At 59.6% G+C, this 20,690-nt stretch carries 15 protein-coding genes; 9 read left to right on the top strand and 6 right to left on the bottom strand.

Going from position 1 to position 20,690, the window contains the following annotated elements; translation table 11 throughout:
- The first annotated feature begins 17 nt into the window (after positions 1-17).
- The 5 genes from VDP81_RS13105 (at position 18) to VDP81_RS13085 (ending at position 4,636) form a co-directional block, all read left to right on the top strand.
- The gene (locus VDP81_RS13105) at positions 18-215 is read left to right on the top strand and encodes a hypothetical protein (protein ID WP_322997287.1); all 198 of its coding nucleotides are present in this window, start codon (positions 18-20) and stop codon (positions 213-215) included.
- 36 nt (positions 216-251) lie between these two features.
- On the top strand, positions 252-1,343 hold the full coding sequence (locus VDP81_RS13100; protein ID WP_322997286.1) for an ABC transporter ATP-binding protein: 1,092 nt from the start codon (positions 252-254) through the stop codon (positions 1,341-1,343).
- 29 nt (positions 1,344-1,372) lie between these two features.
- Positions 1,373-2,416: an ABC transporter substrate-binding protein gene (locus VDP81_RS13095; protein ID WP_416233254.1), complete on the top strand. Its 1,044-nt coding sequence runs from the start codon at positions 1,373-1,375 to the stop codon at positions 2,414-2,416.
- 42 nt (positions 2,417-2,458) lie between these two features.
- Positions 2,459-3,727, top strand: a complete 1,269-nt coding sequence (locus VDP81_RS13090) for an ABC transporter permease (RefSeq protein WP_416233253.1) — start codon at positions 2,459-2,461, stop codon at positions 3,725-3,727.
- 72 nt (positions 3,728-3,799) lie between these two features.
- Complete coding sequence (locus VDP81_RS13085) at positions 3,800-4,636, top strand: ABC transporter permease (RefSeq protein ID WP_322997285.1); 837 nt, start codon at positions 3,800-3,802, stop codon at positions 4,634-4,636.
- Positions 4,637-4,657: 21 nt separating this feature from the next.
- Here the strand turns inward: VDP81_RS13085 and VDP81_RS13080 are convergent, their stop codons facing one another.
- The gene (locus tag VDP81_RS13080) at positions 4,658-6,163 is read right to left on the bottom strand and encodes an aldehyde dehydrogenase family protein (RefSeq protein WP_323012563.1); all 1,506 of its coding nucleotides are present in this window, start codon (positions 6,161-6,163) and stop codon (positions 4,658-4,660) included.
- A 169-nt stretch (positions 6,164-6,332) separates the two neighbouring features.
- Here VDP81_RS13080 and VDP81_RS13075 point away from each other — a divergent pair, with 169 nt between their 5' ends.
- The 3 genes from VDP81_RS13075 to VDP81_RS13065 are packed head-to-tail and all read left to right on the top strand — an operon-like array spanning position 6,333 to position 9,930.
- A complete protein-coding gene (locus VDP81_RS13075; protein ID WP_322997283.1) occupies positions 6,333-7,514 on the top strand; it encodes an FAD-binding oxidoreductase in 1,182 nt (393 codons plus the stop codon).
- Positions 7,515-7,570: 56 nt separating this feature from the next.
- Positions 7,571-8,251 carry an XRE family transcriptional regulator gene (locus tag VDP81_RS13070; RefSeq protein ID WP_322997282.1) on the top strand — a complete coding sequence of 227 codons (681 nt, stop codon included), beginning with the start codon at positions 7,571-7,573 and terminating at the stop codon, positions 8,249-8,251.
- Positions 8,248-9,930, top strand: coding sequence for a thiamine pyrophosphate-binding protein (locus VDP81_RS13065; protein ID WP_322997281.1), 1,683 nt, complete (start codon positions 8,248-8,250; stop codon positions 9,928-9,930). Before VDP81_RS13070 ends, VDP81_RS13065 begins: the two co-directional genes overlap by 4 nt.
- Here the strand turns inward: VDP81_RS13065 and VDP81_RS13060 are convergent.
- From VDP81_RS13060 to VDP81_RS13040, 5 genes are read right to left on the bottom strand one after another with little or no spacing between them, the layout of a single operon-like run.
- Positions 9,927-11,258, bottom strand: coding sequence for a tryptophan--tRNA ligase (locus VDP81_RS13060; protein ID WP_322997280.1), 1,332 nt, complete (start codon positions 11,256-11,258; stop codon positions 9,927-9,929). The genes VDP81_RS13065 and VDP81_RS13060 overlap by 4 nt on opposite strands.
- A 33-nt stretch (positions 11,259-11,291) precedes the next feature.
- Positions 11,292-12,383, bottom strand: a complete 1,092-nt coding sequence (zapE, locus tag VDP81_RS13055; protein ID WP_322997279.1) for a cell division protein ZapE — start codon at positions 12,381-12,383, stop codon at positions 11,292-11,294.
- 9 nt (positions 12,384-12,392) lie between these two features.
- Positions 12,393-13,820, bottom strand: coding sequence for a dihydrolipoyl dehydrogenase (lpdA, locus tag VDP81_RS13050; protein ID WP_322997278.1), 1,428 nt, complete (start codon positions 13,818-13,820; stop codon positions 12,393-12,395).
- A gap of 60 nt (positions 13,821-13,880) precedes the next feature.
- Positions 13,881-15,074: a 2-oxoglutarate dehydrogenase complex dihydrolipoyllysine-residue succinyltransferase gene (gene odhB, locus VDP81_RS13045; protein WP_322997277.1), complete on the bottom strand. Its 1,194-nt coding sequence runs from the start codon at positions 15,072-15,074 to the stop codon at positions 13,881-13,883.
- 37 nt (positions 15,075-15,111) lie between these two features.
- Entirely contained in the window at positions 15,112-17,991 is a 2,880-nt protein-coding gene (locus tag VDP81_RS13040; protein WP_322997276.1) for a 2-oxoglutarate dehydrogenase E1 component, read from the bottom strand.
- Between the two features lie 316 nt (positions 17,992-18,307).
- Between VDP81_RS13040 and VDP81_RS13035 the strand changes: the two genes are divergently transcribed.
- Positions 18,308-20,602, top strand: a complete 2,295-nt coding sequence (locus VDP81_RS13035) for an NADP-dependent malic enzyme (protein WP_323012562.1) — start codon at positions 18,308-18,310, stop codon at positions 20,600-20,602.
- Positions 20,603-20,690: the final 88 nt, after the last annotated feature.

Genomic DNA, 20,690 nt, shown 5'->3' with positions numbered 1-20,690 from the left:
ATCTGACGGAGACAAACATGGCCAAACTGAACCAAACCTGGCAGCGACGTAAAGCCGCCACCCACCCCTGCGACATGGGCACTGCTGGCGACTCCCATGCCAGCCACACTCAATTCGGTCGTCACGGTCAAATGCTGGCCCCCCTGACAATCCCCGATGGCCTATCGGGCAAATGTCTGGCTATCCTGACGCAAGTCCTGACCGATCCGGTCTGACACCTTCTTGTTTTCCGCCTCAGGAGACTGCTGACGATGTCCTCTGCTATCCCGCCCGAACCCCTGGTTCGATTCCAGGGCGTCCAGAAATCCTATGACGGCAATCACTTGGTGGTTCGGGATCTGAACCTGGATATCTACCCAGGAGAATTCCTCTCGCTGCTAGGCCCCTCTGGCTCTGGCAAGACCACCTGTCTGATGATGCTGGCCGGATTTGAATCCCCGACCCAGGGCGATATCCTCCTTGAGGGCCGTCGCCTGAACGACGTTCCTCCGCACCACCGCAACCTCGGCATGGTGTTCCAGAACTACGCTTTGTTTCCGCATCTCACGGTAGAGCGCAACCTGGCGTACCCGCTTCAAGTCCGCAAAATGCCCGCCGCCCAGCGCGCGCAGCGCGTCCACGACGCCCTGGCCATGGTGCAGATGGAAGCCTTTGCCAAACGCTACCCCGCCCAGCTTTCAGGCGGACAGCAGCAGCGCATCGCGCTGGCGCGCGCCTTGGTATTCGAGCCGAAAATCGTCCTCATGGACGAACCCCTGGGCGCGCTGGACAAACAACTGCGCGAGCACATGCAGCTGGAACTCAAAGCCCTGCACCGCCAGTTGGGAATCACCTTCGTCTATGTCACACACGACCAAAGCGAAGCCCTGACCATGAGCAACCGGATCGCCGTTTTCAACCAAGGCATCATCCAGCAGGTCTGCAGCGCCGACGACCTCTACGAATCCCCCTGCAATCGCTTTGTGGCTGGTTTCGTGGGCGACAGCAATCAGTTTCCCGGCACCGTGAACCAGGTGGATGGCGACTGGTGCGACGTCCAGATCTCCGGCGGCCCCACGCTGCGCGGCTTGAATGTGCAGGGGCTGCAAGCGGGCAACGCCTGTGCTGTCGCCATGCGCCCTGAACGCATCCAGCCGGCTGGTAACGGTGCTACCAACCACTTTCATGCCCATGCCGTCGATGAAGTCTATTTCGGCGACCATGTCCGGCTGCGCTGTCGGATCGGCGACAGCGACACCTTTTTCGTCAAGATGCCCCTGGCTGCGGACGCCAGGCAACACGCGCCAGGAACACCCATCCCTCTGTGGATAGACCCCAAGCACGTCCGTATTTTTCATCCATAACACCAGCCCCACAGTCTCAGGAGACAAGCATGAAAAAACAGGTCCTACTGACGGCACTCGCCGCCGCCATTCCTCTGATGTTGCTGCAGACGCCAAGCCAAGCCCGCGACCTGACCGTCGTCAACTTTGGCGGGGCCAATGGCGACGCCCAGAACGTGGCGTATATCCAACCCTTTGAAAAAGAAACCGGCAAAAAAATCATCCCCGTGGCCTATAACGGCGAACAAGCCAAGGTCAAAGCCATGGTGCAGTCCAATAACGTCGTCTGGGACGTCGTCGAAGTGGAAACCGGCGATTTGGGCCGAGGCTGCGACGAGGGCCTGTATGAAAACATCGACTGGGGTTCAATCCTGAACAAGGGCGATATCGTGCGCGGCGCCCTGAAATACTGCGGGGTCGGTACCTTTGTCTGGTCCACGGTACTGGCTTACAACGCCGATACCCTCAAGACCGCCCCCACCAGTTGGGCAGACTTCTGGGATGTCGAGAAATTCCCCGGCAAACGCGGCCTGCGCAAGGGCGCCCACTACAACGTCGAATTCGCGCTGATGGCCGACGGCGTCCCGGTCGAGGACGTCTATAAGGTGCTTTCCACTCCCGAAGGCGTAGACCGCGCATTCAATAAACTCACCGAACTTAAGCCCCACATCCAGTGGTGGGAAGCCGGTGCCCAGCCCCCGCAGATGCTGTCGGCCGGTGACGTCACCATGTCCGCCGCCTATAACGGGCGCATCGATGCTGCGCAGCGCGAAGGCAGAAACCTGAAAGTCGTCTGGACCGGCAGCGTCTATGACTTTGACTACTGGGTGATCCCGACTGGCTCGCCCAATAAAGAACAAGCCATCGAGTTCGTCCGCTACGCCAGCTCACCCAAAGCACAGGCCGCCTACTCGACCGCGATCGCCTACGGCCCAGTCAGCAAAGAAGCCATCGGCATGCTGGACCGCGACACGCTGGCCAACCTGCCTAACTCGCCGGCCAATGCCCGCAACGCCCTGTTCAATGATCTGGAGTTCTGGACCGACCACGGCGAAGAACTAGAGCAGCGTTTCACGGCCTGGGCCGCACGCTAAGTTAAGCAACTCCTGGGGTGGCGGCGACGCCACCCCAGCCCCATGTCACTTCTTCTGCATCAGGACGACACCGCCATGGACACGATCTTTGATGATCCGGTTGCTATCCGACGCTCGATGCGCGCCACACAAAGAAAGAAAACCCTGCGCGCCCTGCTGTTGGTCGGGCCTCTGGCCTTGTTTCTGCTGATTGTTTTCATCATCCCGATTGGCTCGCTATTGACCCGCGCCATCGACAACCCCGAAGTCATCCAGACCTTGCCGCGCACCTTGCAGGTGCTGCAAGACTGGGATGGCCAGAATCCACCACCGGACACTGCCTATCAGGCCTTGACCGAAGACTTAAGCCACGCAAAAAGCACGCCAGCCGCCGGCGAATTGGCTCGTCGGCTGAACTATGAAATCGCCGGCTACCGTTCATTACTGTTCAAGACCCTGCGTCGCCTGCCGCCTGCGGCCAGCAGCCCCGAAGAAACCCGCGCGCAACTCATCGCCCTGGATCAACGCTGGGCCGATCCTGCTTACTGGACCGTCATCATCCAGAACAACCGCTCCTGGACGCCTTATTACCTGCTGACTTCGCTGGACCTGAAACTGGACCAACAAGGCCATATCATCGCCGTACCACCGGATACTTCTGCCTTTCAGGAAATCTTTTCGCGCACCTTCATCATCAGCGCCATCGTCACCCTGGTCGCACTGATATTGGGTTATCCGCTGGCCTACTGGATCACGCGGCTCAAAAAACGCCAGGCAAACCTGGTCCTGATCTGTATTCTGATCCCCTTCTGGACCTCGGTCCTGGTCCGCATCGCAGCCTGGGTGGTGCTACTGCAACGCGAAGGCCTGATCAACGGGGCACTGGTCGATCTCGGCCTGATTCAAGACCCTTTGCCCCTGCTATTCAACCGGCTGGGCGTCTATATCTCGATGGTCCATATTCTGCTGCCCTTCATGGTGCTGCCACTGTATAGCGTCATGCAGTCAGTGCCCGAAACCTACCAGCGGGCGGCGATTTCTCTGGGCAGCCACCCTTTTGCAGCCTTCTGGCGCATTTATGTGCCCCAAACGTATCCGGGCATCGCAGCGGGGTCCCTGCTGGTCTTCATCATCGCCATCGGCTACTACATCACCCCGGCCCTGCTGGGCGGGGCCGGCGACCAGATGATCAGCTACTACGTGGCGTATTTCACCAACCAGACCATCAACTGGGGCATGGCCAGCGCACTGGGGCTGATCCTGCTGGCAGGCACTTTGCTGCTGTATGGCCTATACCGCCGTATCTCGGGCCGCGAACTGGCACTGAACTGATAAACGCTGGCTGCCGTGCCCCATATTGCCCATGGCACAGGGTCACGGCCCTCCAAGACTAGAAGGACGAACATGCTGAAACCGAACTTCCCGCCCTATCTGTCCTTGACCGAGCGCACCTGGTATTACGCCTTGCGTATTCTGTGCGGGCTGACCCTGCTGTTCCTGGTGCTACCTATTTTGGTCATCATCCCGCTGTCGTTCAACCAGGGGTCTATGCTGCTCTACCCCATCGACCAGTATTCCCTGCGCTGGTACACCGCACTGTTCCAATCCGACGAATGGGCCAGGGCCACCACCAACAGCTTTATCGTCGCCCCCGCCGCTACCGTCCTGGCAACCGTGCTGGGCACCCTGGCGGCAGCCGGACTGCATCAGGTGCAGTTCCGCGGCAAAGGGCTGTTGATGTCCATCCTGATCTCGCCCATGATCGTGCCGCTGGTCGTCACCGGCCTGGGGATCTACCTGTTTTTCGCCCCTTACGGACTGGTCAACAGTTATACCGGGCTGATCCTGGCCCTGGCAGCCATCGGCGCACCATTTGTCGTCACCACCGTCTCAGCCACCCTGCAAGGCTTCGACCCCAATCTGCTGCGCGCCAGCTATAGCCTGGGTGCAGGGCCGGTACGCACCTTTTTTCGTGTCACGCTGCCCATCATCGCACCCGGCGTGATCGCCGGCGCCTTGTTTGCCTTTGCCACGGCATTCGACGAAATCGTCATCACGCTGTTTCTCGCCGGCCCCGAACAAGTCACACTGCCGCGCCAGATGTTTACAGGCATTCGTGAAAACATCAGCCCCATCATCGCTGCCGTAGCCACCATTCTGATCCTGTTTTCCACGACCTTGCTGCTGGTGCTGGAATGGCTCCGAGGATGGGCAGCCGCCAAGATGACAGCGGCTGATTAAAGCTGTGGCAGAAAATCCGGCTTACGCATCACCGAACTGTATGCCCTGTGCCAGGGGCAGTTCGTGTGAATAATTGATGGTATTGGTGGCGCGCCGCATATACGCTCGCCAGGCATCCGAACCCGATTCGCGACCGCCGCCGGTTTCTTTCTCGCCGCCGAAAGCCCCGCCGATTTCGGCTCCGGAAGTGCCAATATTGACATTGGCAATGCCGCAATCAGAACCTGTTGCGCTAATGAAATATTGGGATTCACGCAGATCGGTGGTAAAGATGGCCGATGACAGCCCTTGCGGGACGGCATTGTGCATCACCACGGCGTCTGCAAACTCGGTGTAGCGCATCACGTACAGAATAGGCGCGAAGGTCTCGCTGCACACCAGCGCATGCTGGGCAGGCATTTCGACAATGGCCGGACGCGCATACCAGGCATTGGGGTAGCGATCCATCAGGGTGCGCTCGCCGCCCGTGACGATGCCGCCTGCCTGACGCGCTTTATCCAGCGCCTGCCGCATTTGATCAAAGGCCGCTTGGTCGATTAGTGGCCCCACCAAAGTACCGGCTTCTAGGGGATTGCCAACCACGGCGCTGGCATAGGCTTTTTTCAGGCGGGTCAAAAGCTCGTCTGCCACGGATTCATGCACGATCAAACGACGGGTGGTGGTACAGCGCTGTCCCGCCGTGCCAATCGCCCCGAATAAAATAGCCCGCGCAGCCATATCAAGGTCTGCAGATGGCGCCACGATAATGGCATTATTGCCACCAAGTTCCAGCAGGCAGCGACCAAAACGCCGCGCCACCTGCGGCCCCACCTGGCGCCCCATGCGGGTAGACCCCGTGGCCGACACCAAAGCCACCCGGGCATCATCCACCATGGCCGCACCCACATCTTGGTGGCCAATCAGCACCTGTAGCAAGTCGGCGGGGGCATCGGCCCCGAAACGCAGGCAAGCCCGCTGAAAAATCGCCTGGCAGGCCAAGGCGGTCAGCGGGGATTTCTCGGAAGGCTTCCAGATGACCGGATCACCGCACACCAAGGCAATCGCCGTATTCCAGGCCCAGACCGCAACCGGAAAATTAAACGCCGAGATCACCCCAACCACCCCCAAGGGATGCCAGGTTTCGAGCATGTGATGGCCAGGACGTTCGGAGGCGATGGTGCGCCCATATAACTGGCGCGATAGCCCGACGGCAAAATCACAGATATCAATCATCTCCTGGACTTCACCCTCGCCTTCGGCAGGGATTTTGCCGACTTCAAGCGATACCAGCCGACCCAGGGCCTGCTTCTGAGCGCGGAGTTCTTCTCCCAGCAAACGCACAAGTTCGCCCCGACGAGGAGCAGACACGGCGCGCCATTGTAAAAATGCCTGCTGTGCCCGTGCCACCATCGGGCCGACATCCTGAGGCAGATGGCTAGGGATGGCAGCCAGTTGGCTGCCATCAATGGGGGAATGGACAGCAAGGTCACCACCGATAAGACTGTCGGGGGACAGGCCGAGAGAGCGCAGCAATTCCTGGGGATTCATCCGATGCTCCTACACTTGAGTCAGGCTGAAAAACAGCATAGCACGCAGCCAAATATCAGAAAATTATTTTCTCCAGGGGAAAATACCTAGAGAATTCAGAAAAATTTAAACCCACAATATCGACACGATCCACTCTCGCAGCATCCCTATTCTCCCAGGAGCACCCAGGATGACGCAGCAGCATTTCGACGTAGTCATTGCAGGGGGCGCAGCCATCGGCAGCGCGGCTGCTTATTTCCTGACCGCCGATGCGGGGTTTTCCGGTTCAGTCGCCGTCATCGAGGCAGACGCCAGCTATCAATTCTGCGCCACGGCGCTGTCGGCAGCTTCGATCAGACACCAGTTCTCCACCCCCGAAAATATCCGCATGTCGCTCTTTGGCACGCAGTTTCTACGCCGCTTCAGCCAGAACATGGCGGTGGATGGCGACTGTCCGGACCCTGCTTTTCACGAAGGCGGCTATCTGTTTCTGGCCTCGGCGTCCGGCCTGCAAACCCTGCACAACAACCACCAGTTGCAAAGCAGCCTGGGTGCCGACATTGCCCTGCTAAACCCTGCACAGCTGCAAACCCGCTACCCCTGGTTAAATACCAGCGACCTGGCAGGCGGCGCACTGGGCCTCAGCGGCGAAGGCTGGCTGGATGCCTATGGCATGATGCAAGGCATGCGGCGCAAGGCCATTGCTCAGGGCGCCAGCTACCTGCACAACAAAGTGACCGGGCTCGATCACACTGCTGGCCATGTCACTGCGGTGCGCCTAGCTGATGGCGAACGCATCCACTGCGGGGCGCTCATCAATGCGGCGGGCACAGGGGCGACAGCCCTGGCGGCCACCGTGGACATAGACCTGCCTGTGCACGCTCGGAAACGCAGTGTGTTTTATGTCCAATGCCCCCAGCCGTTACCTGGCTGCCCTATGGTCATCGACCCCAGTGGGGCTTATTTTCGGCCTGAAGGCCAGGGTTTCATCATGGGGATTTCCCCGCCAGCCGACCAGGACCCGGATGCCACGGACTTCGACGTGCAACATGCGCTGTTTGACGAGGTGCTATGGCCGACGCTGGCGGCCCGGGTGCCGGCCTTCGAGGCGCTGCGCTGTGGCCGCAGCTGGGCTGGCCACTACGACATGAATCTCTTTGATCAAAACCTGATCCTGGGCCTGCACCCGGCCATGGACAATCTTTATTTTGCCAACGGCCTAAGCGGCCATGGCATGCAACAGGCGCCGGCCATTGGCCGCGCATTATCCGAATTGATCATCACCGGAAAATTCCAGACCCTGGACTTGTCCCGCCTGGGTTGGGAGCGTATCTTGCACCATCAGCCCATGATCGAGCACAACATTGTTTAAACCGCAGGCCGATGCTGTTGATCACACCGACCTGATGCTGCACGAGACCCCAAGACATGATGGCAGAATCCGAACTCAACGAAGCGCAGGCCCAGGCCCGCAAATCCGCCCTGGCCGAACGCTTGAAGTCTCTGCGCCTGCAACAAGGCCTGACCCAAGGGCAGGTGACGCTGGCCAGCGGAATATCCACCCCCACTCTGTCCAAAATCGAAAACAGCCAGCTTTCTCCTACCTACGACGTACTGTTGCGCCTGGCCCATGCGCTGGGGGTGGATATTGCCGAACTTTTCACCACCGCCCAGTCCCATATGGGGGCCGGCCGCTGCAGCATCGAACGTAAGCACAGCGGCGAAATACACGACACCCCGCTTTACCGCCACCGCCTGTTGTATTCTCAGTTGGCCAATAAAAAAATGATGCCTTTCGTCACCAGGATCAAAAAGCATCATGTCCAGGCCGATGAAGGCTGGAGCCATCACGAAGGCGAGGAATTCGTCTACGTGCTATCGGGCCAGATCCAGCTGCACACCGAGTTCTACCAACCAGTCGTCCTGGATCAGGGCGAAGGTTTTTATATTGACAGCCGCATGCGTCACCGGGTGATCAGCCTGAGCCAAACCGATGCCGAGGTCTTATGGGTCAGCACCACGCCCGACCTCGACAGCCAGCCTCAAAGCCCGGCGCTGGACTGCGATGCGCTGGATTCACACGCTTCTTTTATTCAGGATACTTTATGACAGTGGCAACAACCCCCCGCTTGGCGGGCCATATTCTGGTTGACCAACTACGCCTGCATGGCACGGATCACGTGTTCTGCGTACCGGGCGAAAGTTACCTGGCCGTGCTGGACGGCCTGGTCGATGCTGACATCCAGGTCACGGTATGCCGCCAGGAAGGCGGCGCCGCCATGATGGCCGAAGCCTATGGAAAGCTGACGGGCCGCCCAGGCATCTGCCTGGTCACCCGCGCGCCCGGGGCCACCAATGCCATCCCCGGCATCCATATCGCCTCGCAGGACTCCACGCCGATGATTCTGCTGGTCGGGCAGATCCAGCGCAGCCATCGCGATCGCGAGGCCTTCCAGGAAATGGACTATTCGGCGGTATTCGGCTCGCAGGTGAAATGGGCCGCTGAAATCGATCAGGCCGAACGCATTCCAGAATACCTGGCGCGGGCCTTTCATGTGGCCCAGTCAGGTCGTCCCGGGCCTGTGGTGCTGGCGCTGCCCGAGGACATGCTGACTGAAACACTGGCTGTTGCGGATGCCCGGCCCTGCCAGCGCACCGACAGCTATCCAGACCCGGCCCAGCAGCAGAAATTCGCTGATTTATTGGCCCAGGCCAAGCGCCCCCTGGCGATCTTGGGCGGTAGCGGTTGGGACGCGGAATCAGTCCAACTCTTTGGTGACTTTGCGCGCCGCCACGACATCCCGGTTGCCGTGCAGTTTCGGCGCCAGATGCTATGCCCCACCGACCATCCAAACTTTATCGGCGACCTGGGGCTGGGCAGCAGCCCCCAGCTGCTGGCGGCCATCCGCGAGTCCGACCTGATCCTGGCCGTGGGCGGACGCCTGTCCGAGGTTCCCAGCCAGGGGTACACCCTGCTGGGCATTCCCGATCCAGGCCAAGCCCTGGTGCATGTACACCCCGACATCAATGAATTGAACCGGGTATACCAGGCTGATGCCGCCCTGGCCTGCTCGCCTCGATCCTGGGTGCAGACCATCCAGCAGATGGCTGCCACCAATACCGCCGAACGCAAACAACGCTGCGACAGCCTGCACGCCCAACGACAAGCCTGGAGCGACCCTAGCCAGATCAGCATCCCCGGCCCGTTACAACTGGGCGCAGTCGTCAGCCACCTGAATGCAACGCTGCCGGTCGATACCATCATGACCAACGGCGCGGGCAATTTTGCCACCTGGATACACCGCTTCTACCAGTTTCGGGCCTATGGCACCCAGTTGGCGCCAACCTCTGGGTCGATGGGCTACGGCCTGCCCGCCGCCGTGGCCGCCAAGCGCATATTTCCCACGCGCACTGTGGTGTGCTTTACCGGAGACGGCAGCTTTATGATGCATGGCCAGGAGTTCTCCACCGCCGTGCAATATGGCTTGCCCATTGTGGTGATCATTATTGATAACCACATGTACGGCACCATCCGCATGCACCAGGAACGCCACTATCCGGGCCGGGTATCGGCCACGAACTTGCATAATCCGGATTTTGCCGCCTATGCCCGGGCCTTTGGCGGCCACGGCGAACGCGTGGAAAACACCGCCGAATTCGCTCCGGCCCTGCAGCGCGCCATGGCCAGCGGCCTGCCCTCGATTGTGCACTGCATCCTGGACCCCGAAGCCATCACGCCGACCACCTCCCTCAGCCGCTTGCGCGAGGACGCCCAGCGCAGCGATTAAATCTGCGACAAGGCCTGACGCACCTGCGCTAGCAGGTCCGCTGGGCAGCGGGCCCAGCACTGGCCCTGCGCCTGCAGGCTGATTTGTCCCTGGGCATCCGCCTGCACATCGGACAAATCAGCCTGAGCCAACTGACGGCTTAGCTGATTCAGCAGTTTCGGATCGGAAAAGGCTTCGGTCAGCAGAAGTTCGGTGCCATCGGCAGCAAACAGGCGTTGGCGGAATTGACCATCATCCTGGCGAAATGACACCAGCCGGGCCTGCCCGGATTTAGCAGATTTGGCGGTGGTCGATTTAGCGGCACTCGCCATCTGGCGCAGGCCCACGGCCTCGCGCAGCTGATTCATGAAGGGCACGGCCGTCTGGCGCGCCTTGGCCGCCCCGGCCTGCAGAATATCTTCGATACGCGCCGGATGCGCCATCAGGTCGGCATAGGTATCGCGCATGGGGCCGATCTGGGCTTCGATACACGCACACAGGGCATGCTTTGCATCCCCCCAGCCCAAACCATCAGCCAAAGACTGCCGGAATTCAGCCGCCTGCTGGTGCGAGGCAAACGCCCGGTACAGCGTATACAAGTGCGAGCTCTCCGCGTCCTTGGGCTCGCCCGGCAGGCGAGAATCCGTGACAATCTGGGCCACTGCGGACTTCAGGGCCTTGGCCCCCCCTTCAAACAACGGGATCGTATTGTTGTAGCTCTTGGACATCTTGCGCCCATCCAGCCCCGGCAGGGTCGCTACATCCTCGTCGATCTGGACCTCGGGCAAGACAAACAGATCCTGCCCCCCACCATACAGATGATTGAAGCGCTGGGCGATATCGCGAGTCATTTCCAGGTGCTGGATCTGATCGCGCCCCACCGGCACCCGGTGGGCATTGAACATCAGGATATCGGCCGCCATCAGCACCGGATAGGAAAACAAACCCATCGTGACGCCATCATCCGGGTCGACCGCTTTGGCCAGATTGGCATCCACCGAAGCCTTGTAGGCGTGCGCCCGATTCATCAAGCCCTTGGCGGTGACGCAGGTCAGCATCCAGCACAGCTCGGGGATTTCCGGCACATCCGACTGGCGATAGAAAGTCACCCGCTCGGTATCCAGTCCTGCGGCAATCCAGGTGGCTGCTATTTCCATACGCGACTGGGCCACCCGGGCCGGATCGGCACACTTGATCAGGGCGTGGAAGTCCGCCAAAAAGAAAAAGGCATCGACATTGGGCTCTGTACTGGAGTGGATGGCGGGACGAATCGCCCCGGCATAATTGCCCAAATGAGGGGTCCCGGAAGTCGTGATGCCGGTCAGGACACGGCGTTGGTCTGTGGTCATGAGAAAGTCTAATATTGCCCAGCCCGGCAGTCGCTAGAGGACTACCGCAGCCCGGCGGGTTTCGGCCAGATATTCGCGTGACTGCATCTCCATCAGGCGCGAGACAGTCCGCGAGAACTCGTTGGACATCGGCCCCTGAGTATATAGCTCATCGGGCGGGCACTGAGCCGAGAGAATCAGCTTCACCTTGTGGTCATACAGCACGTCCACCAACCAGGTAAAGCGCCGGGCCTCGGAGGCTTGACGCGGCACCATGCGCGGGACATCGGACACGATAATGGTCTGAAAGCGATCCGCCAGATCCAGATAGTCGTTTTGTGAGCGCGGCGTAACGCACAAGGCCACAAAATCAAACCACACCACCGTGCCAGCCAGCGCAATCGCCTGGATTTCACGATTCTCGATCTGCAGCACGGGCTTTTGCTCGGCGGTATCGGCCAGGCGATCAAAGGCCAGGCGCAACTCGTCATGGGTGGCCGCCACAATGGGCGTGATATAGGTACGCAACTGAGCCAGTGTGCGGCGTCGATAGTCCACGCCCGCATCCACATTCAGCACATCCATTTTTTCCTGAATCAGGGCAATGGCCGGCAAGATGCGGTCTCGGTGCAGACCATCCGGATACAGGGTGGAGGGCTCGTAGTTGGACGTCATGACAAACGACGTGCCATATTCGAACAGACGCAGCAGCAGCCGGTACAGAATCATGGCATCGGCCACGTCCGACACATGAAACTCGTCGAAGCAGATCAAGCGATAGCGTTTGGCGAGATTGCGCGCCACATGGTCCAAGGGATCGACTTCGCCGCTGACTGCGCGGATTTCACGGTGCACGCCCCGCATGAACTCGTGAAAGTGCAGGCGAACCTTGCGCTTGACGGGAACCGTCAAGTAGAACGCATCCATCAGAAAGCTCTTGCCACGCCCCACGCCACCCCACAGGTATACCCCGCGCGGCACAGCCGGATGCAGAAAAAGCTTTTTCAGGCGACTGGAACGCTGCTGCTTGAACTCGATCCAGTCGTCATAATATTGCTGCAGGCGCTTGACCGCCACGAGCTGGGCCTCGTCAACGACGAAGCCCCGTTCGTGCAGGGCCTGCGCGTAATACGCACTGACATCCATCCGCTTGCTTTACAGGTTGAGCGTACGCTTATCCACCGCCAGCGCGGCTTCCTTGACAGCCTCGGACAAGGTTGGGTGCGCATGGCAAATACGCGCAATGTCTTCGGCTGCACCACGGAATTCCATGATGGTGACAGCCTCGGCAATGAGTTCGGAAGCCATCGGCCCCACGATATGCACCCCCAGGACTTCATCGGTCTTGGCATCGGCCAGGATCTTGACGAAACCGGTGGTATCGCCCAACGCACGAGCACGACCATTGGCCATGAAAGGGAAAGACCCAGTCTTGTAGTCGCGATTTTCGGCCTTCAGGGCCTGCTCGGTCTTGCCGACCCAGGCGACTTCGGGCGAAGTGTAGATCACCCAAGGAATAGTGTCGAAATTGACGTGGCCATGTTGGCCCGCGATGCGTTCGGCCACCGCGACGCCTTCTTCCTCGGCCTTGTGGGCCAGCATCGGGCCACGCACCACATCGCCCACCGCCCAGATATTGCTGAGATTGCTGCGGCAGTCTTCGTCGACCACCACAAAACCGCGCTCGTCCAGCTTCAAGCCGATCGTGTCGGCCCCCAGGCCCTGGGTATTGGGCACCCGGCCAATCGAGACTATCAAGCGATCAACCGAGAGTTTCTGCTCGGCGCCCGCTGCGTCCGTATACTGGATATTGACCGATTTGGCCGTTGATTTGACCTCGCCGATCCGCACCCCGGTCTGAATACCCAGGCCCTGTTTGACCAGGGCTTTCTGGACTTCCTTGGCCACATCGCGATCGACCGCGCCCAGGAAGTCCGGCATGGCTTCCAGGATGGTGACCTCGGACCCCAGACGGCGCCAGACACTGCCCATTTCCAGGCCAATCACGCCAGCACCGATGATGCCCAGCTTTTTAGGCACGGCAGGAATACGCAGGGCACCATCATTCGACAGAATCTTGTCTTCGTCAAACGGCAGTCCGGGAAGTTCACGGGCGCTGGACCCGGTGGCGACAATAACGTGGCGGCCTTCGAGATCTTCCTCGGCCTTGCCGGCGACCTTCACTGACCAGCCAAAATCGCTCTTGCCCACCAATGAGGCCGTGCCATGAAAGAAAGTGACCTTGTTTTTCTTGAGCAGGTACAGAATGCCTTCGTTGTTTTGCTTGACAACGGTGTCCTTGCGGCCAATCAGCTTGGCCAAATCCAGGGTGACATCCTTAGCAGTAATACCATGGTCAGCAAAATGATGATTGATCTGGTCGTAGTGCTCGGAGGACTGCAGCAGGGCCTTGGAAGGAATGCAGCCTACATTGGTGCAGGTGCCGCCGGGGGCTGGCTTGCCTGCGGCTGTCGACCAGGCATCCACACAAGCAACACTAAGGCCCAGTTGGGCGGCCCGAATGGCCGCAATATAGCCGCCAGGCCCTGCACCAATCACAATTACATCAAACTGTTTTGCCATCTTGTTCTCTCAAAAAGACGCACCCCGAAGGGTGCGTGCAAAATTACATCAAGCCGGTGATCAGACGCTTAGCAACAGACGTTGCGGATCCTCGAGGGCCTCTTTCATGGCGACCAGCGCCAGCACAGCCTCGCGACCATCAATAATGCGGTGATCATAAGACAGGGCCAGGTAGTTCATGGGACGGATCACGACCTGACCGTTTTCGGCGACCGGGCGGTCCTTGGTGGCATGAATCCCCAGAATGGCCGACTGCGGCGGATTGATGATGGGGGTGGACAGCATCGAGCCGAACACACCGCCATTGGAAATGGAGAAGGTGCCGCCTGTCAATTCGTCCAGGGTAAGCTTACCATCCTGGGCGCGCCGACCGAACTCGGCAATTTGCTTTTCGATGTCGGCCAGCGAGAGCTGGTCGGCATTGCGCAGAATCGGCACCACCAGACCACGCGGGCTGCCCACGGCCACACCGATATCGAAATAACCGTGGTAGATGATGTCCTTGCCGTCCACCGAGGCATTGACCACCGGATAGCGCTTCAAAGCAGCCACAGCAGCCTTGACGAAGAAAGACGTGAAACCCAGCTTGACGCCGTGCTCTTTTTCGAAGGCTTCCTTGTATTTTTTACGCAGATCCATGATGGCCTGCATATTGACCTCGTTGAAGGTCGTCAGGATGGCGTTTTCCGACTGGGACTGAAGCAGACGTTCGGCCACACGGGCACGCAGGCGGCTCATGGGGACGCGCTGTTCGGGGCGACCGTCCAGGTTGACGGGCACAGGCGCAGCGGGCGCCGCCGAGGCAGAAGCCGTCGAAGCGTTCAGGGCATCACCCTTGGTGACGCGGCCAGCACGGCCCGTGCCTTCGAGCGTGGCGGGATCAATGCCCTTCTCGGACAGGATCTTGCCTGCGGCGGGGGATGCAACCGAGGATTTGGCAGCCACAGGCGCAGCAGCAGGCGCAGCAGCAGCGGGGGCCTCGGCGGCAGGGGCAACTGCTGGCGCCGCCTTGGCGTCGGTATCAATGCGCGCCAGCACTTCGCCAGAAGTGACGGTACTGCCGTCGCCCTTGACGATCTCGGACAAAACGCCTGAGGCCGGGGCGGGGACCTCCAGGACAACTTTGTCGGTTTCGACCTCGATCAGGATTTCGTCGGCTTGAACGGCTTCGCCTGGCTGTTTTTTCCAGTTGAGCAGCGTGGCTTCGGAAATCGATTCTGAAAGCTGAGGAACGAGAACTTCGGTAATGGCCATAATATTTTCCGGTATGTCTGTCTTTGAATTAGTCGGTTTATTTGATCAGCGAGAAGCTTTTGAGCTTAGGAGCAAAGGCCTGTTCGATCAAGGCGCGCTGCTGCTCTTGGTGCTTCGCCATATAGCCCACCGCCGGGGAGGCCGAGGCCGGACGCCCCGCATAACCCAGTTTTTGGCCATCATTCATGTTTTCGTACAGATGGTGCTGCACATAGAACCAAGGGCCTTGGTTTTGCGGCTCGTCCTGCACCCAGACCAGTTCCTTGGCGTTGGGGTATTTCTGCAGTTCGGCCTGGAAGGACTTATGCGCGAACGGGTAGAGCTGTTCGATGCGCAAAATGGCGACGTCCTTGCGGGACTGTTCGTCGCGCGCATGAACCAGGTCGTAGTAGACCTTGCCCGAGCAGATCAGGACGCGATGCACATCATCGGCCACGATATCGGCATTGGCCTCGCCGATCACCGGCTGGAAGCCACCCTGGGCCAGGTCTTCGATGGGCGAAGCGGCGCTTTTATTGCGCAGCAGGGACTTCGGCGTGAAGATCACCAGCGGTTTGCGGAACTGACGAATCATCTGGCGACGCAGTACGTGGAAAATCTGCGCCCCGTTGGTCGGCTGGACCACCTGCATATTGTTATCGGCACACAACTGCAAAAAGCGTTCGATGCGACCAGAGGAGTGTTCGGGGCCCTGCCCTTCATAGCCGTGCGGCAGCATCAGCACCAGGCCGCAGGCGCGGCCCCACTTGGCCTCGCCTGAAGCGATGAACTGATCGATCACGACCTGGGCGCCATTGGCAAAATCGCCAAACTGGGCTTCCCAGATGGTCAGGATATTGGGCTCGGCCGTGGCGTAACCATATTCGAAACCCAGCACGGCAGCCTCGGACAACACGGAATCGATGACCGTGAAAGGCGCTTGGCCTTCTGCGACATTTTGCAGAGGAATATAGGTACCGGCATCCCAGCGTTCGCGTTTCTGGTCATGCAAGACCGCATGACGGTGCGTGAACGTGCCCCGACCCGAATCCTGGCCGGTGATGCGAATGGCATAGCCATTGGCCACCAGCGTGGCAAAGGCCAGATGTTCGCCCATGCCCCAATCCAGGGGGTGCTCGCCGCGGGCCATGGCCAAGCGGTCTTGCAACAGCTTATTGACCAGCGGATGCACAGTGAAGTCGTCAGGCACCTGTGTCAGCTTTTCGCCAATCCGGGTGAGTTCGGCCAAAGGCACTGCGGTATCAGCCTGATCGGTCCATTTGGCCCCCAGGAATGCAGACCAGTCGGTGGCGTATTTGTTTTTATAGTCGGTCAGGACAGGTTCGACCGTGCGATGGCCGTCTTCCATCAACTGACGGTAGTCTTTGACCATCTGATCGGCTTCGCCCTCGGTCAGCGTACCCTGAGCCACCAGGCGGTCGGCGTAGACCTTGCGAGTGCCGGGGTGCTTGCCAATGCTTTTATACATCAGCGGCTGGGTCAGGGACGGGGTGTCTTGTTCGTTGTGGCCCAGCTTACGGAAGCACACAATATCGACCACCACATCATGGCCAAACTGCTGGCGGTAATCCAGGGCGAGTTTCGTGGCAAATACCACGGCCTCGGGGTCGTCGCCATTGACGTGGAAAACCGGCGCCTCGATCATCTTGGCGACATCGGTGCAATACGTGGTGGAACGCGTGTCGCGCGGATCCGATGTCGTGAAGCCGATCTGGTTATTGATGACGATGTGCAGGGTGCCGCCCGTGCCATAACCACGCGTCTGGGCCAGGTTCAGGGTCTCCATGACCACGCCTTGGCCGGCAAAGGCCGCATCCCCGTGCACCAGCACCGGCAGGACCTGATCGCCCTTATCGTCGCCACGGCGATCCTGGCGAGCGCGCACACTGCCCTCGACCACGGGATTGACGATTTCCAGGTGGGACGGGTTGAACGCCAACGACAAGTGCACTGGGCCGCCGCGCGTCGACAGATCGCTGGAAAAGCCATTGTGGTATTTGACGTCGCCGTCGCTGAGTGCCTGGCTCTGCTTGCCTTCGAATTCGGCAAACAGATCACCCGGCATCTTGCCCATGATGTTGACCAACAGGTTCAGGCGGCCTCGGTGGGCCATGCCGACCACGATTTCCTGCACGCCGTTTTCACCAGCATGGTTGACGACCTCGTCCATGGAGGCGATGAAGCTCTCGCCGCCTTCCAGGGAGAAGCGTTTCTGGCCCACGTATTTGGTGTGCAAAAAGCGTTCCAGGCCTTCGGCCTCGGTGACCTGCTGCAGGATATTGCGTTTTTGTTCGGTGGTGAATTCGGGCACGCCCAGCGTGGATTCGAGGCGTTCCTGAATCCAGCGCTTGATGGCCGGATCAGCAATATGCATGAACTCGACGCCGACATTGCGGCAATAGGTGTCCTGCAAGGCCTTGATGATGTCCCGCATGGTCATCGTGTCGGCTTTGGTGAAATACGTATTGGTGGCCGAATAGATCTGGTCGAGATCAGCCTCGGTCAAACCATAGAAAACGGGATCAAGCTCGGGGATGGCCGGACGATCACTGCGTTTGAGCGGATCCAGCTGAGCAATGCGCGAACCCATCGAGCGATAGGCGGCAATAATGGACTGAACGTAGACTTGCTTGCTGGCGATGGCCAGCGACTGATCAGTCGCCTGGGCGGGACGAACCTGAAAAGCATTCTCGCGGGCTCGTTGGGCAAACGAGGCCACAATGGGTGCATGCGCCCGATCACGCGTAGCCTCGCGGCCATCAGCGGCGGGCTGATGCTGCAGCTGATCGAAATAGCTGCGCCATTGATCTGGAATGGAACCCGGATTATCGAGGTAGTCTTCGTAGAGTTCTTCTACGTAGGGTGCATTGGCACCGAAAAGATAGGAATTGGACTGGAGTTCTTGTTCCGTGGGCATTGTGCGCTTCACCTGACGGGTGTTTCACCCGAACGATGCAGATTGAAAAACCTTCCGCGACTCGGCCAGACCGATGAGCGGATAGCAGGGGCAGAAGGCTGATGTACGACGCCTTGCATAAGCCGTATTAAGGCTAAAGTATACCCGTCTTGCCACGCGGGTTTAAACTGAACAGCCCAAAACGCCCGGTCTATGCCGCTTTTCACAAGATTGGCGTTGGTATTAACAAACACTTGCGTAGCCTGGTCCCCGGTGGCCCTCTTTTCCAGCCCAGGCTCGACGCCGCCAGATCAATAACATCGGAGCCCTCAACATCATGAAGCAAAATGACGAACGCGCCAAAATGGCGCTCGACTATCATGAGTACCCTACCCCAGGCAAGATTTCGGTGGTTCCCACTAAACCGCTGGCCAATCAGGACGACCTGAGCCTCGCGTACTCTCCCGGGGTCGCCACGGCCAGCATGGCCATCCACGCCGGCGGCGAGGCCGCCGCTGCGAAATACACCTCGCGCGCCAATCTGGTGGGTGTCATCACCAACGGCACCGCCGTACTGGGCCTGGGCAATATTGGCCCCCTGGCGGCAAAGCCCGTCATGGAAGGCAAAGGATGCCTGTTCAAGAAATTCGCGGGTATTGACGTCTTTGACATCGAGTTGGACGAGCACGATCCGGATAAGCTGGTCGATATCATCGCTGCGCTAGAGCCTACCCTGGGGGGCATCAACCTCGAAGATATCAAAGCGCCAGAGTGCTTCTACATTGAAAAAAAGCTGCGCGAGCGCATGAAGATCCCGGTCTTCCACGACGATCAGCACGGCACGGCCATCATCTCCTCCGCTGCCGTACTGAACGGCCTGAAAGTCGTGGGCAAGGCCATGGACCAGGTCAAGCTCGTCTGCTCGGGCGCCGGCGCCGCTGCCATCGCCTGCCTGGACCTGCTGGTCAAGCTTGGGATCTCGCAAAAAAACATCTATGTGGTGGACTCCCGCGGGGTCATCTGGCAGGGCCGCGACGAAAACATGGAGGCCAACAAGGCCCGCTATGCCCAACAGACCGACGCGCGCACCCTGGCCGATGTCTGTCAGGGTGCCGACGTATTCCTGGGCTGCTCGGCCCCCGGCGTACTGACCCAGGACATGGTGCGCAGCATGGCTGCCCAGCCCCTGATTCTGGCACTGGCCAACCCCGACCCCGAAATCCTTCCCGAAGACGCCAAGGCGGCCCGCCCGGACTGCATTGTCGCCACAGGTCGCTCCGACTATCCCAACCAGGTCAATAATGTCCTGTGCTTCCCGTTTATTTTCCGGGGTGCCATGGATTGCGGCGCCACCGTCATCAACGAGGAAATGAAGCTCGCCTGCGTCAAGGCCATCGCAGAACTGGCCGAGGCAGAAAGCAGCGCCGAAGTCGCAGGTGCCTATGCCGACCAGGACCTGTCGTTTGGTTCCGAATACATTATCCCGAAGCCCTTTGATCCCCGCCTGATCGTCAAGATCGCCCCGGCGGTGGCTCAGGCTGCAGCAGATTCGGGCGTTGCACGCCGCCCCATCCAGGATATGGACGCCTACCGCCAATCCCTGATGAGCATCGTCTACCACTCTGGCCAGTTGATGCGCCCCCTGTTTCGCCAGGCAAAATCCGCACCGAAGCGCGTTATCTATGCCGACGGCGAAGACGAGCGCGTTCTGCGGGCTGCCCAGACCGCCGTGGACGAGCAGATTGCCCACCCAATTTTGGTGGGGCGCCCCAGCGTCATCAATATGCGCATCCAGAAATTCGGCCTGCGTTTAGTGCCGGGACAAAATATCGAAATCGTCGATCCCGAAGACGACTCCCGTTTCAACGATACCTGGTCTGCCTACTACAAGATGCGGGGACGTGACGGCATCACCCCCAATATCGCCAAGGCCATGGTGCGCAAGCACAACTCCTTGATCAGCGTGATGCTGCTACAGCGCGGCGACGCCGATGCCATGATTTGCGGGGTCGCCAGCCGCTTTGATAATCAGCTGAAATATGTGCAGGAAATCATCGGACTGAAACCCACGGCACGCACCTATGCCGCGATGAACGTGCTGATGCTGCCTACCCAGACGCTATTCATCTGCGACACGCACGTCAATGAAAACCCCGATGCCGAACAGATCGCCGACATGACCATTCTGGCCGCCGAGGAAGTTCGCCGCTTTGGCATCGTGCCCAAGATCGCCTTGCTGTCGCATTCCAACTTCGGCAGTCGGCCAACCGAATCGTCCCTGAAAATGGCCGAAGCTCGCCGCATCATTGCCAAACGCGCCCCCGACCTGGAAGTCGATGGCGAAATGCACGCTGATTCGGCCTTGTCGGAATCAATTCGCACGACAGCCTATCCCGATACCACCCTGGCGGGACCGGCCAACCTGCTCATCATGCCTAACCTGGACGCCGGCAATATCACCTACAACATGTTGAAGATGACCGGCAGCCACGGCGTGGCCATGGGGCCGGTGCTACTGGGGGCAGCGCGTCCGGTACATATCCTGACGACCAGCTCCACCGTGCGGCGCATCGTCAACATGACGGCACTGGCCGTGGTGGATGCTCAGCAAGAAGTTGGACAGGCTGATTAAGTAGCGGGCTCATTTCAGGCAATACCCCCAGGCACTCGATATAGCGCGCCTGGGGGATCTATCAGCCAAGAGACACACGGAATGCCGC

The organism is Castellaniella sp., assembly GCF_034675845.1.
In the GTDB taxonomy this organism is placed as follows: domain Bacteria; phylum Pseudomonadota; class Gammaproteobacteria; order Burkholderiales; family Burkholderiaceae_B; genus Castellaniella.
This window is presented reverse-complemented; position numbering and strand designations above follow the sequence as displayed.